This is a genomic window from Mesorhizobium sp. P2_A12, from assembly GCF_056405075.1.
This window is the reverse complement of sequence record NZ_JBFUCU010000007.1, coordinates 75,903-94,251: the sequence shown is the minus strand read 5'-3', so window position 1 is coordinate 94,251 and position 18,349 is coordinate 75,903. Positions and strand designations below refer to the sequence as shown.

The 18,349-nt window shown below is 63.5% G+C and carries 18 protein-coding genes; 11 read left to right on the top strand and 7 right to left on the bottom strand.

Features of this window, described 5'->3' with window-relative positions; genetic code table 11:
- Nucleotides 1-21 precede the first annotated feature (21 nt).
- The 11 genes from AC1DZU_RS17390 to AC1DZU_RS17340 all read left to right on the top strand — a co-directional run bounded on the left by AC1DZU_RS17390 (nucleotide 22) and on the right by AC1DZU_RS17340 (nucleotide 10,122).
- Entirely contained in the window at nucleotides 22-1,020 is a 999-nt protein-coding gene (locus AC1DZU_RS17390; RefSeq protein WP_477286690.1) for an ABC transporter permease, read from the top strand.
- Nucleotides 1,021-1,107: 87 nt separating this feature from the next.
- Nucleotides 1,108-1,875 carry an SDR family oxidoreductase gene (locus tag AC1DZU_RS17385; RefSeq protein WP_477286688.1) on the top strand — a complete coding sequence of 256 codons (768 nt, stop codon included), beginning with the start codon at nucleotides 1,108-1,110 and terminating at the stop codon, nucleotides 1,873-1,875.
- A 186-nt stretch (nucleotides 1,876-2,061) separates the two neighbouring features.
- The gene (locus AC1DZU_RS17380) at nucleotides 2,062-2,889 is read left to right on the top strand and encodes a helix-turn-helix domain-containing protein (protein ID WP_477286686.1); all 828 of its coding nucleotides are present in this window, start codon (nucleotides 2,062-2,064) and stop codon (nucleotides 2,887-2,889) included.
- Between the two features lie 136 nt (nucleotides 2,890-3,025).
- Nucleotides 3,026-3,469 carry an SRPBCC family protein gene (locus tag AC1DZU_RS17375; RefSeq protein WP_184875027.1) on the top strand — a complete coding sequence of 148 codons (444 nt, stop codon included), beginning with the start codon at nucleotides 3,026-3,028 and terminating at the stop codon, nucleotides 3,467-3,469.
- A 12-nt stretch (nucleotides 3,470-3,481) separates the two neighbouring features.
- Nucleotides 3,482-4,276, top strand: a complete 795-nt coding sequence (locus AC1DZU_RS17370) for an FAD binding domain-containing protein (RefSeq protein ID WP_477286684.1) — start codon at nucleotides 3,482-3,484, stop codon at nucleotides 4,274-4,276.
- A gap of 61 nt (nucleotides 4,277-4,337) precedes the next feature.
- The gene (locus AC1DZU_RS17365) at nucleotides 4,338-4,820 is read left to right on the top strand and encodes a (2Fe-2S)-binding protein (protein WP_477286682.1); all 483 of its coding nucleotides are present in this window, start codon (nucleotides 4,338-4,340) and stop codon (nucleotides 4,818-4,820) included.
- Nucleotides 4,821-4,831: 11 nt separating this feature from the next.
- Nucleotides 4,832-6,199, top strand: coding sequence for a xanthine dehydrogenase family protein molybdopterin-binding subunit (locus AC1DZU_RS17360; RefSeq protein ID WP_477286680.1), 1,368 nt, complete (start codon nucleotides 4,832-4,834; stop codon nucleotides 6,197-6,199).
- Between the two features lies 1 nt (nucleotide 6,200).
- Nucleotides 6,201-7,205, top strand: coding sequence for a xanthine dehydrogenase family protein molybdopterin-binding subunit (locus AC1DZU_RS17355; RefSeq protein ID WP_477286678.1), 1,005 nt, complete (start codon nucleotides 6,201-6,203; stop codon nucleotides 7,203-7,205).
- Nucleotides 7,206-7,214: 9 nt separating this feature from the next.
- Entirely contained in the window at nucleotides 7,215-8,096 is an 882-nt protein-coding gene (locus tag AC1DZU_RS17350) for an AAA family ATPase (protein ID WP_477287052.1), read from the top strand.
- Between the two features lie 62 nt (nucleotides 8,097-8,158).
- Nucleotides 8,159-9,235, top strand: a complete 1,077-nt coding sequence (locus AC1DZU_RS17345) for a vWA domain-containing protein (RefSeq protein ID WP_477287050.1) — start codon at nucleotides 8,159-8,161, stop codon at nucleotides 9,233-9,235.
- Entirely contained in the window at nucleotides 9,235-10,122 is an 888-nt protein-coding gene (locus AC1DZU_RS17340; RefSeq protein ID WP_477287048.1) for an amidohydrolase family protein, read from the top strand. The genes AC1DZU_RS17345 and AC1DZU_RS17340 overlap by 1 nt, the downstream gene beginning before the upstream one ends.
- 56 nt (nucleotides 10,123-10,178) lie before the next feature.
- On the opposite strand, the gene AC1DZU_RS17335 is transcribed toward AC1DZU_RS17340, so the two are convergent.
- From AC1DZU_RS17335 to AC1DZU_RS17305, 7 genes are all read right to left on the bottom strand, one after another.
- Nucleotides 10,179-10,709, bottom strand: coding sequence for an N-acetyltransferase family protein (locus AC1DZU_RS17335; protein ID WP_477286676.1), 531 nt, complete (start codon nucleotides 10,707-10,709; stop codon nucleotides 10,179-10,181).
- Between the two features lie 30 nt (nucleotides 10,710-10,739).
- Nucleotides 10,740-11,147, bottom strand: coding sequence for a carboxymuconolactone decarboxylase family protein (locus AC1DZU_RS17330; RefSeq protein WP_477286674.1), 408 nt, complete (start codon nucleotides 11,145-11,147; stop codon nucleotides 10,740-10,742).
- Between the two features lie 156 nt (nucleotides 11,148-11,303).
- Entirely contained in the window at nucleotides 11,304-12,800 is a 1,497-nt protein-coding gene (locus tag AC1DZU_RS17325; protein ID WP_477286673.1) for a sugar ABC transporter ATP-binding protein, read from the bottom strand.
- Nucleotides 12,800-13,855: an SMP-30/gluconolactonase/LRE family protein gene (locus AC1DZU_RS17320; protein ID WP_477286671.1), complete on the bottom strand. Its 1,056-nt coding sequence runs from the start codon at nucleotides 13,853-13,855 to the stop codon at nucleotides 12,800-12,802. Before AC1DZU_RS17320 ends, AC1DZU_RS17325 begins: the two co-directional genes overlap by 1 nt.
- Nucleotides 13,852-15,975 carry an ABC transporter permease gene (locus AC1DZU_RS17315; protein ID WP_477286669.1) on the bottom strand — a complete coding sequence of 708 codons (2,124 nt, stop codon included), beginning with the start codon at nucleotides 15,973-15,975 and terminating at the stop codon, nucleotides 13,852-13,854. Before AC1DZU_RS17315 ends, AC1DZU_RS17320 begins: the two co-directional genes overlap by 4 nt.
- Before the next feature lie 89 nt (nucleotides 15,976-16,064).
- Entirely contained in the window at nucleotides 16,065-17,090 is a 1,026-nt protein-coding gene (locus tag AC1DZU_RS17310; protein ID WP_477286667.1) for a sugar ABC transporter substrate-binding protein, read from the bottom strand.
- A 96-nt stretch (nucleotides 17,091-17,186) separates the two neighbouring features.
- Nucleotides 17,187-18,173, bottom strand: a complete 987-nt coding sequence (locus AC1DZU_RS17305; RefSeq protein ID WP_477286665.1) for an ABC transporter permease — start codon at nucleotides 18,171-18,173, stop codon at nucleotides 17,187-17,189.
- Between the last annotated feature and the right edge of the window lie 176 nt (nucleotides 18,174-18,349).

The window sequence follows — 18,349 nt, the reverse complement described above, 5'->3', positions numbered from 1 at the left end:
ACCGGCAGATAAAGGTCGATAATGGCAGTCACCCTTGATCAGACGATCGCACAGAAACAGCACACCTTGCTGTCGAAAATGTTTGCCAGCCAGACCTTCTGGGTAGTGATCGCGGTCATCCTCGCCTGCCTGTTCCTGTCGTTTGCCACCGACGCCTTCGCCACGCAGAAGAACCTCTACAACATCACCCGCAACATCACCTTCGTCGCCATCATCGCGCTCGGCATGACCTTCGTCATCATCACCGGCGGCATCGACCTCTCGGTTGGTTCGGTGTTGTGCCTGTCGTCGATGGTGCTGGCCGTCACCATGCACGCCGGCTACTCGATCGAGATCGGCATCCTGGCCTCTATCGCCACCGCGCTTGCCATCGGCGCCTTCAACGGCATCCTGATCGCCTATCTCGGCTTTCCGCCGTTCGTGGTGACGCTCGGCATGTTGTCGATCGCCCGCAGCCTGGCCATGGTCGCCTCCAACAACACCGTCGTCTTCCAGTTCGGACCGGACCACAACAAGCTGCTGGCGCTGGGCGGCGGCGCCTGGGTGTTCGGCATCGCCAATCCAGTGCTTTACATGATCCTTCTGGCGCTGATCACCGGCTTCATCCTGCGCTGGACCAAGTTCGGCCGGCACATCTTCGCCATCGGCGGCAATGAGCATGCTGCGACGCTAACCGGCGTTCCGGTGCGCCAGATCAAGGTCGCCGTCTACATGATTTCTGCGCTGTCGGCCGGCATTGCCGGTATCATCCAGACCGGATGGCTGGGCGCCGTCACCACCAATCTAGGCACCGGCATGGAGCTTCAGGTCATCGCCGCCACCGTCATCGGCGGCGCTAACCTTGCCGGCGGCGTTGGCACCGCCTTCGGCGCCATCGTCGGCGCGGCGCTCATTGAGGTGATCCGCAACAGTCTCGGCCTGCTCGGCATCAACGCGTTCTGGCAAGGCGTGTTCATCGGCGGCGCCATCCTGCTGGCGGTTCTGTTCGACCGCATCCGCAATTTCCGCCGCAACGACTAGGACCATGATCCCAAAAAGTGGAAACCGGCTTTTCGGACAAACGGAAACCGTTTGTCCAGAGATCATGGTCGAACAAAAGACAGCCTGATGGCAAACTCGCTGTTCAGCCTTGAGGGCCGGCTGGCGCTGGTAACCGGCTCTGGTCAGGGCATAGGTTTTGCCCTGGCGCGCGGCCTGGCTGAACATGGCGCGAGCGTGGTGCTGAACGGCCGCGATGCCGCCAGGATCGGCGGCGCCGTCGAAAAGCTGCGCGATGCCGGCTTCAAGGCGCACGCCTCGACCTTCGACGTCACTGATTTTCAAGCGGTCAACGCGGACATCGCCCGCATCGAAGCCGAGATCGGCGCCATCGATATCCTCATCAACAACGCGGGCGTGCAGTTCCGCGCCCCGCTCGAGGACTTTCCAGAGGAGCAATGGGAGCGGCTGTTCAAGACCAATGTCTCGGGCGCCTTCCATGCCGGCAAGGCGGTCGCCCGCCACATGATCGCGCGCGGCATGGGAAAGATCATCAACATCGGCTCGGTGCAGAGCGAACTGGCCCGGCCGAACATCGCGCCGTACACCGCAACCAAGGGCGCGATCAGGAACCTGACCAGGGGTATGTGCGCCGACTGGGCGAAACACGGCCTGCAGATCAACGCGATCGCGCCCGGCTACTTCCGCACCGAGATGAACCAGGCGCTGGTCGACAATCCCGAATTTTCCGCCTGGCTGGAAAAGCGCACGCCTGCCGGGCGCTGGGGCAATGTCGACGAACTGATCGGCGCCGCCGTGTTCCTCGCCTCCGACGCATCGTCCTTCGTCAACGGCCACACGCTCTATGTCGACGGCGGCATGACGGCTTCGGTTTGAGGCACCAACGCCGGCGCGGCCATCCAACCGTTGTTCGGTTCACTGCCTATCGCTCAGTCTGAAAATCCACCGGCATCGGCCGTCACCCGACCTCGCCAAAGGCCCACGTCTTGACGCGGCCCCGAACCCCGCCGCACAATCCCCCTGCAGGCGAAGGGAGGCCAGTCGTCTGCGGGAGGAATACCCATGACGGAAGCGATCAGGCTCTACTGGGGCCGGTTCGGACATGTTTCTGTCCTGAATGTCGCAAGCGACTTCGTCACCCATGCCCATGTCGAAGCACATTTGATCATCTGGCTGGAAGGCACGGCCGGCGAGATGACCATCGGCCGCGAGACGGTAAGGCTTGGACCGCGCACCGCCGCCGGCATCAACTCCTTCCAGCCGCACAGCCATGTCCTGGCGCGGAACGGGACGCCGGGCCTGTTCCTCGCGTTCTACATCGATCCCGAATGGGCGCGGCGGCGCCGCGACCTGCCTTCGTCCGCACCGCTGTTCTCGCAGGCCGCAATCGTGCTGGAGCCCTGGCTGCACCAGGCCGCCGCCAGTCTGCTCGATCACCTCATCGACAATGAAAGCGTCGACGATGTCGCCAATTACGAGATCGAGCGTTTCATCGACAGCGTCCTCGATGCCGCGGACGCGTCGGCGCCGCAGGAAGCGCGCGTCCGCATAAACACCATGCAGGATTTCCGCGTCCGCAAGGCAATCCAGCTGATGAAGGCCAATGTCTGCGAGCGCATCTGTTTCGACGACGTGGCGCGCGCGGTCGGCCTGTCACGGCCGCACTTCTTCGCCCTGTTCAAGGAACAGACCAATCTGACGCCCAATGTCTACTGGAACACGCTGCGCATGGAGGAAGCGGTGCGGCAATTGCAGTGGTCGCAGGAGCCGCTGATTTCGGTCGCCTGCAATCTCGGCTTCACCACGCAGGGTAATTTCTCGCGCTTCTTCCGCGACCATGTCGGCGTGCCGCCGACGCTCTACCGCGAAGCGGCGCGGATGATCGCCTGAGCCAACCGGCCGCCACCTTTTTCGGACTCCCGCCGTTTTTCAGACTCCTTGATACGGGCTCAAGACGCATTGATAAGCGTCCCTGACATACCCGCCCTACCCTTGCCCGACTGCCGCATCTGCAAGGGACATCCATATGGCGAACGTCACCATCTCCAGCGTCATCGACGCACCGGTCGAACAGGTCTGGGCACGTATTCGCGACTTTAACGGCTTGCCAGGCTGGCACCCGCGCATGGTGGAAAGCCATATCGAGGACGGCAAGGACGCCTCGACGATCGGCTGCGTGCGCAATTTCCAGCTCGCCAGCGGCGCCCGCATTCGCGAAAAGCTGCTCGACTTCTCAGACAACAATTTCCTCGTCAGCTACTCGATCCTGGAGACGCCGCAGCCGCTCACCAACCACAAGGCGACGCTGCAGTTGCGACGCGTCACTGATGGCGACCGAACCTATGCCGAATGGACCGCCAGCTTCGACGCGGCGCCCGAGGAAGCCGGCAAGCTGGCCGAGGGCATGGGCGCCAATGTCTTCCAGGGCGGCTTCAATGCCCTGAAGAGCCATTTCGCCGGCCAGAGCTGAGGGAGCCCGGCTATGGCGCTAGCATTGCAGACTTTTGCGACGGTGAAGGAGGCCAACGCGGCGCTGAAATCCCAGGGCACCCGGTATCTCGGTGGCGGCACGCTGGTCGTGCGCGCCGCCAATGAAGGCGATGTTTCGGTCTCCAGCCTGGTCCGTTCGACCGAGCCGTCGCTTTCAGCGATTACCGTCACCGACGGCACGGCCCGCATCGGCGCTTCGGTGACCATGGCGGCGATCGCCCGTCATCCGAACCTCAGCTCCCTTGCCAAGGCCGCCCGCGCCGTCGGCGGCCCGGCGGTCCGCAACATGGCGACCGTTGGCGGCAATCTGTTCGCACCGGCGCCTTATGGCGACTTCGCCGTTGCCTTGCTGGCGCTCGATGCCACGGTTGGAACCAATGACGGCGAAACGCCGATAGAAACCTTCCTGGCAGGGCGGGACAGCAACCGCGCCATCGTCACTTCGGTCGCTTTCGCGCTTCCGAAGGCAGACGGCTTGCGCTTCCTGAAAGTGTCGCGGGTCAAGCCGAAGGGTGTCTCGGTGCTCAGCATCGCCGCCGTGCTTGATCTGGCCGGCAACGGCACCGTGTCCTCGGCGCGGATCGCGCTCGGCTGCATGGCAGACCGGCCAATGCGCGCCAAGGCGGCGGAAAAAGCGCTGATCGGCCAAAGCCTGACCAAGGACGGCATTGAGCAGGCGCTCGCCGCGGGCAACGAAGGCACCTCGCCTATCACCGATCCGATCGCCAGCGCCTGGTATCGCAACGAAGTTCTGCCGGTCCATCTCGGCCGGCTGCTGCTGAGCTGAAAACACCCGTTGGGGGGCGCGCGTCTGTCCGATCAATCGGGCAGGCGCGCAAGGAGGAAACATGGCAAAGGTCCCGGTCCAGTTCACGCTGAACGGTTCTGAAAAGGCCGAATTCATCGACAGCGGCACGACGCTGCTCCAGGCACTGCGCGACAAGATTGGCGACACCTCGCCGAAAGGCGGTTGCCATCAAGGCACCTGCGGCGCCTGTTCGGTCATCATGGACGGCGAGCTCCGGCTGTCATGCCTGACGCTGGCCGAGACCTGCAATGGTTCTGCCATCACGACGACATCGGGGCTTTCGGAGGGTGGCGTCCTGCACCCGCTGCAGCGCGCTTTCCTCGACACCTTTGCCACGCAATGCGGCTTCTGCACGCCGGGCATGATCATGGCCGCCAAGGTGCTGCTCGACCATACACCCAATCCCAGCCGCGCCGACGTGGTCGAGGCGCTGTCGGGCAACATCTGCCGTTGTACCGGCTACGAGCCGATCATCCAGGCGGTGCTGCGTGCAGCCCGCGCCAATTCGCAGAACGCAGCCTGAGGGAAGCAAACATGGAACTGCGCAAGAGCTACTTCGCCGATGTCCGCAAGGATGATCTGCACGAGATCGGCCAGCCCCGGCCGCGGTCGGATTCACCCGGTCATGTCGCCGGCAAGACCGGTTTTTTCGCCGACCGCAGTTTCCCCGGCATGCTGCACCTGAAGATGGTGCGCAGCCCGCATCATCACGCCCGCATCCGCTCGATCGACACCTCGGAGGCGGAAAAGCATCCAGGCGTGGTGAAAATCCTTACCGCCAAGGACGTGCCGCACAATGTCTACACCATCCTGATCCTGATCCAGATTGGACCGGAGGACGAGACGGTGCTGGCCGACGGCAAAGTGCGCTGGAAGGGCGAGGCCGTGGTCGCCGTTCTGGCCGAAACCGAGCGCGCCGCCCAAGAAGCCGCCGCCAAGGTCAAGGTCGACTATGAAGTGCTGCCGGCCGTCTTCGACATGGAGGAAGCGCTGAAGCCCGGCGCGCCGCTGGTCAACGAGTACCACGGCCAGAATTATTATCTCTATGACAGCGGCGAATGCCGCAAGGTGCGTTTCGGCGATGTCGAGGCAGGCTTCGCGGCCGCCGACCACGTCCTCGAGCAGAGCTACCAGTCCTCGCCGATCGAGCATGCGCCGACCGAGACCACCGGCTGCGTGGTGGCGCCCGAAGGCAATGACCGCTTCACCTGCTACACCAACACGCAAGCGATGTTCTTCACCCTCGACAACGCCTCGATCATCCTGCAGATGCCCGGCAACAAATTGCATTTCGTCGGCGGCACCGTCGGCGGCGGATTCGGCGGCAAGGTCGACGTCATCGTCGAGCCGATCGCCATTCTCGGCGCCAAGCTCACCGGCCGTCCGGTTTCCTTCATCTACAGCCGCGAGGAGGAGATGCAGATCTCCTCGCCGCGCGCCGCCGAAAAGGTGGTCATCAAGGACGGCGTCATGAAGGACGGCCGCATCGTCGCGCGCAAGGTCACCGGCTATACCGACGCCGGCGCCTATTCGCGCCATTCGCCCTACGGCGCGCAGAAGGGCGCTGGCCACTATCCCGGCCCCTACACCATCCCCAATGTCTGGATCGACACCTACTGCGTCTACACCAACCGCACGCCCTCCTCAGCCATGCGCGGCTTCGGCGTCACCATTGGCGACTTCGCGCTGGAGGTGCAGATGGACAAGCTGGCGCGGCTGATCGGCATGGATCCGCTCGAATTCCGCTTCATCAACGCCTATCGTGACGGCGACATGAAGGCGCATCGCCAGCCGACCGAGGGTGCGGCGCTGATCGAGTGCATGCAGGAAGCTTCGCGCGCGGCCAACTGGCCTGTGGCGGAAAAATTCATGGCCATGTCGTCCTACGTGAAGGGAGCTTGAGATGGCGATCAGGCGCGGACGCGGCGTTGCCGCCATCAACTATCCAACCGGCATGAACCTTGGTGGCGACCCGACCCAGGCCTTGGTGCATTCGACGCCGACCGGCAATTTCATGGTCACGCTGTCATCGGTCGATCTCGGCCAGGGCATGAAGCAGATCATGGCGCAGATTTGCGCCGAGACGATCGGCGTGCCGACCGACCGCGTCGTCGTCGACACCGCCGACACCGACACCGGCCCGCACTGCATGGGCACCTTCGCCTCGCGCGGCACCCACCGCGCCGGCAACGCCGTCATCCAGGCCGCCAGGGAAGCCCGCCAGGTGATGCTGGAAGTGGCCGCAGAGGAGCTGGAAGTGAACGCCTCCGACCTTGAGACCGATGGACAGGGCAACATCCTGGTCAAAGGCGCGCCGCAAAAGTCGATCTCGATCTTCGATGTCGCACTGTCGGCGCATTTCAAGCGCGGCCGCTCGATTTCCGGCCGTGGCATGTTCCTGATCCCTCGCTCCTATCCCGAGAAAGAGACCGGCGCCATGAAGCCGTCGACCTGCTATGCGCACGCCTGCACGGTGGCCGAGGTCGAGGTCGACGACGAGACCGGCGAGGTCACCGTGCTGACGGTGAAGAACATTTTTGAGATCGGCCGTGCGCTGAACCCGAAAATGGTCGAGCAGCAGCTGGTCGGCGGCTCGTGGATGGGCATCAGCCATGCGCTCTATGAGACGACCGAGCCCTATTACCCCAACCGCGACCATGGCGGCACCGACTTCAACCAATATCTGATGCCCGGGCCGGGCGATCTTGCCGAGACCGAGATCATCGTGCTGGAGCGGCCGTCGGCCGACGGGCCTTACGGCGCCAAGGGGCCGGGCGAAATGTGCGCCAATCCGCAAATCCCCGCGGTCGCGAACGCCGTCTTCGACGCCGTCAGCGTGCGCATCGACACCTTGCCGATCACGCCGGAGCGCATCCTGCGTGCGCTCAGGGCGCAAACGGCGAACTGAGTGATCGAAATGCCCGAGGTGAACGCCGAGACATCAGCGACCTCGCCGGAGGCAGTGGCGCAACACCTGGCCGCCTCGCGCTATCTGGCCGATGACAGCCTGGCAACCGCCATCTTCCTGGCCATCCGGCTGGGCAAGCCGCTGCTGCTCGAAGGCGCGCCGGGCGTCGGCAAGACGGAAGCGGCCAAGGCAATCGCGCAGCTGCTCCGCCGCGATCTCGTGCGGCTGCAATGCTACGAAGGCATCGACGCCGCGCACGCGCTCTACGAATGGAACTACCAGCGCCAGTTGCTCGCCATCCGCCATGCCGGCGAGCACGAGATCGACATCTATGACGACCGTTTCCTGATCGCCCGGCCGCTGCTTCAGGTGCTGAAGGCGCCCGAGCAGCGCGTGCTGCTGGTCGACGAGATCGACCGTTCGGACCATGAATTTGAGGCGCTGCTTCTGGAATTCCTCTCCGATTTCCAGATCAGCATTCCCGAGCGCGGCACCATCCGCGCCACAGCCCAGCCGATCGTCATCCTCACCTCGAACCGCACCCGCGAACTCGCCGAGGCGCTGCGCCGACGCTGCGTCTACCACTGGATCGGCTATCCCGACGCCGAGCGCGAGGCCGCCATCATAATGCTGCGCGCTGGCGATGTGGCGCAAGACACCGCACGCGCAGTGGCGGCAGCCGTACAGAGCATCCGTGCCCGCCCGCTGGCCAAGCCGCCCGGAATTGCCGAGGCTGTCGAATGGGCCAACGCCGCGACCATTCTGGAAAAGGGTGGCAGCCCGTGGCCCGAAGCCTTCCGCCGATCGATCGGCGTGCTGATCAAGGACGAAGAAGACCTGACCTGCATCGCGCCGGAGCTTGGCCGGATTGTCGAGGAGGCCTTGGCGTGAGCGCGGAGCGCCTACCAGCCTTGCCCCGCGCGGCCACGCCGTTCCTCGGCTTCGGCCGGCTGCTGCGCCGTTACGGCTTTGCCGTCGCGCCGGAGCAGGTGTCGGGCTTCATGCAGGCCGTGACATTGCTCGGGCCGCGTTCGATGGCCGACATCCGCGAAGCGGCCCTTGCCACGCTGGCACCGCCGCCCGACCGCCGCGACGAATTCGAGGCGCATTTCCAGAACCATTTCTACGGCAACGCATCCGCCGTGCTCGAAGGCGATGCCGACGAGGAAACCCGCATCAAGGACGATGGTGGCGCGAGCCAGGAAGAGATCGAGGTGATCAGCCGGCAGGAAGGCGGCGAGTTGTCCTCCGGCGCCGAACAACTGAGCACGCGCGATTTTCAGCGCGACGACGACAGGCTGGCCGCTTTCCGCCGCAAGCTGTCGTCAGCCTTGCCTGCCCGTCGCTCTTTCCGCACCGTGCGCACCCACTCGCGCGGCAAGCTCGACTTGCGCCGGTCGCTCAGAGAAATCGTCAGCGCCGATGGCGACGTACCCTCGCCGCTGCTCCGCCGCAGGCAGACCGTGCCGCGCAAGTTGCTGATCCTGATCGACGTCTCCGGCTCGATGAAGCTGCACACATCCGACTATCTCAAGCTGGCCCATGCCGCCGTACAGGGCGCGGACCGCGCTGAAATATTCACTTTCGGCACCCGGCTCACCCGCATCACCGCCGCACTTCGCATTCGTAACCGCGACCAGGCGCTGGCCCGCGCCGCGGCACAGGTCGACGATTGGGACGGCGGCACCCGCATGGGGCCGACGCTGCTCGCCTTCCTCTCGGTGCCACGCTTCTCCGCCTTTGCACGCGGTGCAGCGGTCGTCATCCTCTCCGACGCGCTGGAGCGCGGCGACCACGCCGAACTGGAGGCTGCGTTGCGCCGGCTGAGCGCGCGCGCTTTCCGATTGTCTCTTGCAACGCCCCTGGCCGGCGACCCGCGCTTCCGGCCGGCAACAGCGGCACTGCGCGCCGTCCTGCCAATGCTCGACGATCTCATCGACGGCTCGTCGCTCAAGGGCCTGACCGATTTCATCCTGTCGCTCGCCCGTCCAGCCCCGGCTGCGACGACAATCTGGAAGAGGGTTTCGTGATGCAGGAAGCAATCGACGCGCATTTCCACATCTGGCGCCAGCAGGACCAGCCCTGGCTGGTCGGGCCGATGGTGCCGCGCATCTTCGGCCCCTACGAGCCGATCCGCCGCGACTATCCGATAGAGGAATTTTTAGCCGACCAGAAGGGATCGGGCGTCGAGAAGGCCGTCTACGTCCAGACCAACTGGGCCAAGGAGGATTTCGAGAAGGAGGTCGCCTTCCTGCAGAAAACTGCCGATGAGACCGGCTGGCCGCACGCCATCGTCGGCTATACCGACATGACCGTGGACGATATCAGGCCGCAGATCGACCGGTTGAAAAAATATCCGCTGCTGCGCGGCGTGCGCATGCAACTGCACTGGCACGAGACGCCGGCCTTCCGCTTCGCCACTTCGGCCGATCAGGTCATCGACCCGAAGGTGCGCGCCAATGTCGCCCGGCTGAGGGATTGTGGCCTGTCCTTCGACCTTCAGCTCTTTCCCGCCCAGATGAAGGACGGGCTGACGCTGGTCGGCGAGAACCCGGAGACGAATTTCATCCTCACCCATGCCGGCATGCTGACCGGCATGGAGCCCGAAATCACGGAGTCCTGGAAGGCTGGCCTGCGCACGCTGTCGGCAGCGCCAAACTTCTACGCCAAGCTGTCCGGTCTCGGCACCTTCGTCCATAGTAACGACCCGGCACTGATCGCCTACATCGTCGACAATGCGATCGACATCCTGGGCGCGGACCACCTGATGTTCGGCTCGAACTTCCCGATCGAGAAACTGTGGACCAGCCACGCCGAACTGATCAAGGCGCATCGCACTGCGGTGTCAAAGCATGGCGCGAAAGCTGAGGCGGATATTTTCTGGAACACGGCCGAGAGGGTTTATCGGCCGGCATAGCGCTCGCCTTCCCTTCTCATTTCATGAAGGTGGCCGAGTGCATGTGATGTATCTGCTCACAACGGCCGGCCTAAAACCTGGACCATATGCCGTTTTGCCCCAATGCTGACTGGCCCGGCCGTCCGCAACAGCTTGAAGCCCTGCCGCTGCCAAAAGCGAAGAGCCTGCTCATTTTCTGTGATCACGCCGAGTTCCACCCACTTGACGTTCTGGGATTTCAGCCACCTGAAAAAGTCGTCGCACAGTGTACGCCCCAACCCTCTTCCGCGAAGTGTTTTGTCGATCATGAACAACGCGATCCACCAACACTCCACTCGCGGATAATTGCGGTCGCAGGCCAGCAAGCCCACGAATTCACCATCGATTGCCTTCACCCCGAATACGAATTTGTCGGCTTCCGTCCGGTTCGGTGGAAAGTTCTCAAACTCCTCCTTTGCAGTGGCAGCGTTGGGCGGCTCGCCTCGTTCCAACACGACATAGTCGGAGCAGCCCTGATACAGCGGCACCAGTCGGGGAGCGTCAATTCCAATCAAGCCTTCAATCTCGTAGCCAGAGAGCGACGTTGGAAATCTGGTGCTTTTGTTCATGAAAATTCCAGCCCCGGGAAGCAACCGCCCTCACTTCACCTCGAACTGCGGATCGACCGGGATCTGCATCGCCGTGACCAGATGATTGGTCTGCCCGGCCAGCCCGATGATCGACACCAGTTCGCCATGCTGCACGTCCGTCATGCCTTTCGCACGAGCGGCGGCGGTGTGCGAGTGGACGCAGTAGGAGCATCCATTGGCGGTCGACACCGCGATATAGATCATCTCCTTGGTCAATGGGTCGATGGCGCTGTCAGCGACCATCACCACCTTCAACTGCTCCCAGATCCGCTTCAACGCCGGTGGATCATTGGCCAGCCCGCGCCAGAAATTGTTGACGAAATCGGATTTGCGCGTCGCGCGTATGTCGTCGAATACGGCTTTCACAGCCGGAATCTTCTCCACCTCGGCATCGCTCAGAAGTTTCGTCGTGGCCATGGTCTGGTCCTCTTTGTTTCAATCGTTGTGTGATTTAAATCGGGTCTTGAGCAATCGCAGCCAATCCATTTGCCCGATTCACTTTTTGGCGGCGGCGTGGCGATTCAGGTCAGAAGCCCAGGAAGCCGCCTTTTGCAGGGCCGGCCTGACCTGACTCTAGTGAACCGCTGCGTACATGATCTTTTCCTCTGTGGCCTCCGCCGGCGAAAACTCTTCGACGATGCGGCCTTGCCGGCAGACCAGGATGCGGTCGGACAGATTCATGATCTCCGGCAGATAGGAGGAAATCACGACGACGGCCAAGCCCTCATCGGCCAGCCGGTTGATGATCTGATGGATCTCCGCGATCGCGCCGACATCGACGCCTCGCGTCGGTTCGTCAAAGATGACGACGCGTGGCTGCTGCACCAGCCCCTTGCCGATCACCACCTTCTGCTGGTTGCCGCCGGACAGTTCTACCACGCGCGCATTGTCGTTGATCGCCTTGATGTTCAGCGTTTTGGTCCATTCGGCCGAGAGCGCGCGCATCTCCTGATGGTTGATCACCCAGGCCTTTTCGCGGCCCGCCGCCAACAGCCCGCCGAACAGGTTCTCGGCAATGCCCATCGTCTCGAAGATGCCCTCGCTCTTGCGGTCCTCGGTGACATAGACGATGCCGTCGGCCACCGCCTCGCTCGGCACGAGATAGCGCACCGGCTTGTCGTCGAGTTCGATCGCCCCGCCACGCAGGAAATCGCGCTTGTAGATGCCGGAGACGATCTTGAACGTCTCGGTGCGGCCAGACCCGATCAGTCCGAACACGCCCGTAATCTGTCCCTCGAAGATCGAGAAGGAGTTGTTGCGCACGACATTGCTCATAGAGATGTCCTGCACCGACAGCACCTTCTTGCCGGCCTTGCGCAATTTTGCTTCGTCGCGCTGCCTATAGATCTGCCCGGACAGTGTTCGCCCGACCATGGCGGCGACGATCCGGTCGCGGTCGAAGGCGGATGTGTCGTCGGTGATGACCAGCTCGCCGTCGCGCAAGATGGTGATGCGGTCGGCGATATCAAGCGCCTCTTCAAGCGCGTGGCTGATGAAGACGATCGACACGCCGCTCGCCTTCAGCCGCCGGATCAGCGCGAAGAAATGCCGTTTCTCCTCTGGCGTCAGAGTCGCCGTCGGCTCGTCGAAGATGATGACCTCGGCATTGTGGTGGACGGCACGCGCGATCTCGACCATCTGCCGCTTGGCGGCACCCAGCGTCGCCACCATGGCGTTCGGGTCGACGGGAAAGTTGAGGGACTGCAGGAACTGCTGCGCCGAAATGTAGGTGCCGCGTAGCCGGTTGAGGAATTTTTCGGTACCGAGATAGAGGTTCTGCGCCACCGTCATCGACGGCACCAGGCTGGTTTCCTGGAACACCATGGCAATGCCGGCTTCGAGCGCCGCATGCGGCGAGGCGTAGGCGATTTCGGCGCCCTTATGGAACATCCTGCCGGAGGTGGCGTCGACCACCCCGGCGACGATCTTGGTCAGCGTCGACTTACCCGCGCCATTCTCGCCGAGCAGCGCGTGGATCTCGCCCTTGCGCAGGTCGAAGCTGACGTTTTTCACCGCGGGCACGCCGCGATAAGTCTTGGTGACGTTTTCCAGGCGGACGATCGGTTCCATCAAAACCCTCCCGACGCGAGGTCGACGGACAACACGCAGTCGCCGCCCCTGGAGGCGATGAACAGAAGGCCGGCCCTTTCGGCGACGCTGCAAATGCCGTGGCGCGTGCCGTTGGCGCGGCTGTGCAGGCTGAATTGCGGCTGCAGCTTCTGATCGAGCCTGACCACCAGCCCGTAGGAGCGGCTTGGCGACCAAGGCTTGTGGATGCCCATGGTGCGGATGCCGCCGCATTGCAGCGGTTCGAGGAAGCTGCGGCTGGAAGCCAGCGCCGGCGCGATCCAGTAGGCCGGCAGCACCTGCTCGATCATGTCCTGCCGGTAGTGCGTTTCCTGCAGCACGAATTCGATCAACCGGTTGCGCGGCGCAAACAAGGTCAGCCACGCCCCGCCATCGGCGGTCGGCGACAGCCGTGCGGGATAGCCGGGCAGATGCGCCAGCACCGTCGAGCGGTTGCCGGTCGCGCCGTCGAAGCGGACGAGCTGGTGGCGCCAGCTTTCGCTGACCAGCACATCCCGCCCTATGGGATGGAGCCCATAGGGAAAGGCGATCCCGCCGGCCACCTTGCGGAAGTCACCGCCCGCCGCGTCCCGCTTCCACAGCGAACCAGACGCGCCCTTCTTCATCAGGTCGGCGGCCCATAGCGACGGCGCGTGTTCAGCCGAACCATTGGCCAGCCACAGCGTGCCGTCGTCTGCATAGGCAAGTGCGGTGATGCAGCCGATCCCGGCCGGCAGCGAAATCTCCTTGCCGGCAATCAACAGCCTGCCGCTCTCCAACCCGACCGTCAGTTCGCCCGATGGCGACAGCGCCAACGCCGTAACCGGAGATGGAAAGGTCTCGACCAAGGTTGGCACGGCGCCGGCAGCAATAGCGTGTATGGCATTGCCGCTGGAGGCCAACAGCCTGTCGCTGGAAATCAGCAGATTGTCCGGCTCGGTCAGCTCAGCGACCGCCAGCGCGTCGTCCAGCCGCGTGTTGGGACGGAAGGCGCCGTCGAGCGGCGGAATGGTCACTGCCTTGCCGCGAAACAGGTCAAGCACCGGATCGAGGATCACGACTTCGCCCCCCAGTAGGAAGCGGGGCTGGTCCAGTTCGGGTCGGCGCCCGATATCTTGTAGCGGCCGATACGGTTGTTGAGGATGCCGCCGACGAAAAGATAGCCCTTGTGCTCGCGCATCGAGGTGACCATCGGGTGTGCGCCGCCGGTGAGGTCGCCCATCGCCTCGACAATGCCGCCGGTTTCGTTGAACTTGACCACGCCGCCGGTGTTGATGTTGGGGAACAGCCATTCATCCTGCGGCAGCCGGCGCGTCATGCGTTTGCGCATGTCGGGGTGGCGCAGCGACAGGTCGAAGCTCGGCGTGCGCATGCCGAGCCACGCCATCCAGTAATTGCCGTCGGAGGCGCGGTTGATGTTGTCGGGGTAGCCCGGCATGTCGCGGATGACGCATTCGGCGGTACCCGCCTTCGGCCCTTCCAGCCAGTAGCGGTGCACGCGGCAGGCCCAGCTTTCGGCGAAGAACAGCGACTTGCCGTCATGCGCCATGCACACACCGTTGGTGTAGCGGTAACCGTCGAGCAGTGTCTTGGTCGAGCCGTCCTTCGGGTCGTAGACCAGCAAGCGGCCGGTGGCGCGGTTTTCGATCGAATCCAGAGCCCAGTCATGGGCGTCGTAGCGCTTGGTCGAGTCGGTGAAATAGATGCGGCCGTCCGGTGCCACGTCGCAGTCATTGGGATCGCGCAACCGCGCATCGTCAACGATCGAGGTCCAGGAGCGCGAGGTCTCGGCCGACAGGCGTTTGACCTCCCGGTCCGGGGACACGGAATAGAGCCCCATGGCGCCGACACAGCTGATCAGGTTGCCTGATTTGTCGAAGGCCAGGCCGAGCGGAAAGCCGCCAATATGGGCAAACACTTCCGACCTGACATAGTCTGGCGCGAAGAAGCGGACGATCTCGCCATGGCGGGTGCCGCAATAGAGATTGTCGTCGCGGTCGAGGATGACGTCCTCCGGCCCCTCCAGTTCGGCGAGCCCGATATGGTCAGCTTCTGACAATCGATTATCGAGTTCGTATGGCGTGCCCGAACCGGGCGCCGCCGACTGGGTCGGGCCCATCTTGAGATAGACCGGCGCGACATAGACCTCGTTCAGCACCTTGTGGCGGTTCTTCAGCCAGCGGATGTCGATGGTCACCGCCACCGCCAGCATGAGGCCGAGCACCATCTGGTTGGTTCCGGTGCCATAGCCCAGCCGGATCAGCCCGTTGGTCATGGTCAAGACGATGATGGCGCCCATCAGCCCCTTGATCACCGAGCCGCGCCCACCGCCCAAGCTGACGCCGCCGACCACCGCCGCCGTCAGCGCCATGATCTCGAGATTGAGGCCGGTGCCCGGCCCTGCCCCGCTCAGGCGGCAAGCGATGAGGAAGCCACCGATCGAGGCGCAGAAACCTGAGAAGATATAGGTCATGAACACGGTGCGGCGCACCCGAATGCCGGCATTGTGCGCCGAGCGCCTGGAGCCGCCGACCGCCAGCACGTGCCAGCCCGGTCGCGAACGCGTCAGCGCGATATGGGTGACGATCGCCAGGATGATCGCCAACCAGACCGAGACCGACAGGCCCCAGAAGGTGCTGTCGCCGATGAAGTCGAGCACGTCGGAGGTGGCGGTCGAGAGCTGCACGTCGGCGGCATAGGTGGTGACCAGGATGTCGAACAGCGCCCGCCCGAAGATGAAGGTGACCAGCGTGGTGAGAAAGGCGCGCAGGCGGAGATAGCCGACGAGATAGCCATTGATGGCGCCGAAGACGAGGCCGGTGGCAAGCGAAGCGGCCAGCGCCAGCCAGATCGACTGTTCGAGGATGAAGAAAACATAGACGGCCGAGAAGCACGACAGCGCGAAGATCGAGCCGACCGACAGGTCGATGCCGCCGCCCAGCATCACCACCGTCATGCCGGTGACGACCATCGAGAACTCGCCGAGCTGGCGGGTCGATTCCTGCAGCGAGGTCAGCTTGAAGAAGCCCGGAATGATCGAGCCGAAGGTCGCCAATGTCACCACCAGCGCCAGGAACGGAATGCCGTTGTCGGTCCAGCGCTTGGTCAGGATCTCGCCGACAAGATGGTCGGGCACGAGATTGTAGCGCCAGGACTGGAGGCGTTCGCGAAAGGACATCAGGTCACTGCTGTAAGATCTGGGCTGCAAGAGAAAGAGGTGGCCGGGCAATCCGGCCATCTCGTTGATTGGTGTCGGCAAGGATCGGACTATTTCGCCGCCGCTTCGGCCTGCAGCGCCTTCAGGTCCCAGCAGCTGTCGGGCTTGAGGTCGGCCTTGGTCGTCGCCTTCTCCAGCGTGTAGATGTAGGTGTGCGAGGTGCCGGCCGGCTGGCCGCTCTGCAGCAGGAACTTGATGATGGCGTTCATGTCGCCCGACTGGCGGGCAAGCTCGGTCATCACTACGGCGCCATAGGTGCCATCCTGCAGCTTGTCGCAGTCGGCCGCCTTTTCTCCGCCGCCGGTGGTGACCAGGAACACCTTGCCCTCGAGCTTGGCATCGCGGATCGCGGCCGAAGCGCCGGTGGCGTCACCATCCCAGAAATCGATGATCGAGCAGATATCGGGGTTCTGCTGAAGCATCGTCGTCGTCACGTTGCGCGAGGTCGTCGCATCCCAGTTGGAGTCGGGCTTGGCCACCACCTTGAAGTCGGGATGCTTGTCTAGAACCTTCATGATGCCGGCATACTGATAAAGGCTGGACGAGTTCGCCTGGTCGCCCTGCACCAGGCCGATCTTCTTCGACGAGTTTTCGCCGCAGCCCTTGATCGCAGCTTCGGCCTCAAGCTGGCCGAGCCGGTCCCAGTCGCTGCCGACAAAGGCATCGGCAGGGAAGTTGGCAGGATTGTCGACCAGAAGCACATAGGTGCCGGCCGCCTGTGCCTTCTTCATCAGCTTGGAATAGGAGTTGAGGTCCGGCGCGTGGATGATCAGCACGTCCGGGCGGGTGTCGGACGAGATGGCGTCGGTGATCGCCTGCGCGCCGGCATCGACAACCCAGTTCGGGTCGCGCGTCTCGAACACGCCGCCCCAGGCCTCGACTTCGGTCTTCAGATAATGCGCCCATCCCTGCGCCAGGTCGAAGCCCATCGCCAGCGGCACCAGCATGACTCGCTTGCCCTTCAGCGACTGCGCATAGGCGGCCGGGCCTGGATCGTCGGCGGCAAAGGTGGGCGCCACGAAGGCGGTAACGGCAAGCGCCGTTGCGGCGGCCATGAGTGTTCTGATCAGTTTCATGTCACATCCTTCTGTTTTGGTCACTGTGGTTCACCGACGGCCCCAACCGTCCGCGTTTGGTCTTCTGGTTCGAGCATGCTCTCTTCGGGACCATGCTTAGATATCGCCCTGCTGCGCGGTCTGTTCGTCACGTGGATTGATGACGCCGTCGACGATGATCGCCCCCAGCAGGATCGCCGCCTTGATCAGGTTCTGGTAGAGCAGCGGAATATCGATGATGGTCATGGCGTTGAGCAGGATGCCGATCAGCGCCGCCCCGACCAGCACGTTACGCACCCCGCCCCGCCCGCCGGACAGGCCGATGCCGCCGATCACCGCCACCAGCACGATGTCGTAGAGCAAGGTCGAGTTGACGACGCGGGTGTTGATCGAATGCAGGCTGGCCGCCGTCAGCAGGCCGGCAATCAGCGCGACGAAGGCCGACAGCACATAGCGCAGCACCAGCATCGGCCGCACCGGAATGCCGATGTTGCGCGCCGCGACCGGATTGTCGCCGGCGAAATAGATGTAGCGGCCCCATTTGGTGTAGCGCAGGAACAGGAAGAACAGGAAAGCCAGGCCCGCGAAGACGAACACCTCGATGGGAATATCGAGGAAGCGCAGGCCGCCGAGCAGTTCGACCCAATGGCCCTGCGGCACCGGCACGGCATCCTGCGTGATCAGTTGCGAGCGGACGTAGCCGAAGACGAAGGAACCGGTCGCCAGCGTCACGAAGATCGCCGGCACATCGGCATAGGCGACGAGGAAGCCGTTGAGCAGGCCGATCGCGAGCACGCCGGCCAGCACATAGGCGAAGGCCAGCCCGTCCGGCGTTCCTGAATTCAGGAGTTGCAGATACCAGGCGACAGACATTGCCATGATCGCCACGGCCGAGAGGTCGATGCCCCGGCCGATGATGACGACAGCCATGCCGAGCGCCAGTATGCCGAGCACCGACACCGAGCGGACGATGGCCACGAGATTGTTGGGGTCGATGAAGCCCGGCAGGCCGATGGCAGCGGCAACAAACAGCACCACGGCAATGGCAAAGACAATGCCTTCCTGATTCAGGCTCCTGAAATTCGGCCAGCCGATCGCGTTCATGTCCCGCTTACGCCCCAATGGCAGCGCTGCCATCCCACGGAAAGCTAATCGGCTTAGCGCCGGTTCGTCAAATGAATCCGCGTTCAGAAGCCCGGTCGGCGGCGATATTCATCGAGTGGACGCATCGATTGCCAAAACTGGCGCAATGCCCGGAAAAGCCTGGATTTTTAGCAATT

Bases quoted from the DNA above. Each gene is read 5' to 3' on its own strand.
- AC1DZU_RS17390 (WP_477286690.1), top strand. From the start codon at position 22: ATGGCAGTCACCCTTGATCAGACGATCGCACAGAAACAGCACACCTTG.
- AC1DZU_RS17385 (WP_477286688.1), top strand. From the start codon at position 1,108: ATGGCAAACTCGCTGTTCAGCCTTGAGGGCCGGCTGGCGCTGGTAACC.
- AC1DZU_RS17380 (WP_477286686.1), top strand. From the start codon at position 2,062: ATGACGGAAGCGATCAGGCTCTACTGGGGCCGGTTCGGACATGTTTCT.
- AC1DZU_RS17375 (WP_184875027.1), top strand. From the start codon at position 3,026: ATGGCGAACGTCACCATCTCCAGCGTCATCGACGCACCGGTCGAACAG.
- AC1DZU_RS17370 (WP_477286684.1), top strand. From the start codon at position 3,482: ATGGCGCTAGCATTGCAGACTTTTGCGACGGTGAAGGAGGCCAACGCG.
- AC1DZU_RS17365 (WP_477286682.1), top strand. From the start codon at position 4,338: ATGGCAAAGGTCCCGGTCCAGTTCACGCTGAACGGTTCTGAAAAGGCC.
- AC1DZU_RS17360 (WP_477286680.1), top strand. From the start codon at position 4,832: ATGGAACTGCGCAAGAGCTACTTCGCCGATGTCCGCAAGGATGATCTG.
- AC1DZU_RS17355 (WP_477286678.1), top strand. From the start codon at position 6,201: ATGGCGATCAGGCGCGGACGCGGCGTTGCCGCCATCAACTATCCAACC.
- AC1DZU_RS17350 (WP_477287052.1), top strand. From the start codon at position 7,215: ATGCCCGAGGTGAACGCCGAGACATCAGCGACCTCGCCGGAGGCAGTG.
- AC1DZU_RS17340 (WP_477287048.1), top strand. From the start codon at position 9,235: ATGCAGGAAGCAATCGACGCGCATTTCCACATCTGGCGCCAGCAGGAC.
- AC1DZU_RS17335 (WP_477286676.1), bottom strand. From the start codon at position 10,709: ATGAACAAAAGCACCAGATTTCCAACGTCGCTCTCTGGCTACGAGATT.
- AC1DZU_RS17330 (WP_477286674.1), bottom strand. From the start codon at position 11,147: ATGGCCACGACGAAACTTCTGAGCGATGCCGAGGTGGAGAAGATTCCG.
- AC1DZU_RS17325 (WP_477286673.1), bottom strand. From the start codon at position 12,800: ATGGAACCGATCGTCCGCCTGGAAAACGTCACCAAGACTTATCGCGGC.
- AC1DZU_RS17315 (WP_477286669.1), bottom strand. From the start codon at position 15,975: ATGTCCTTTCGCGAACGCCTCCAGTCCTGGCGCTACAATCTCGTGCCC.
- AC1DZU_RS17310 (WP_477286667.1), bottom strand. From the start codon at position 17,090: ATGAAACTGATCAGAACACTCATGGCCGCCGCAACGGCGCTTGCCGTT.
- AC1DZU_RS17305 (WP_477286665.1), bottom strand. From the start codon at position 18,173: ATGAACGCGATCGGCTGGCCGAATTTCAGGAGCCTGAATCAGGAAGGC.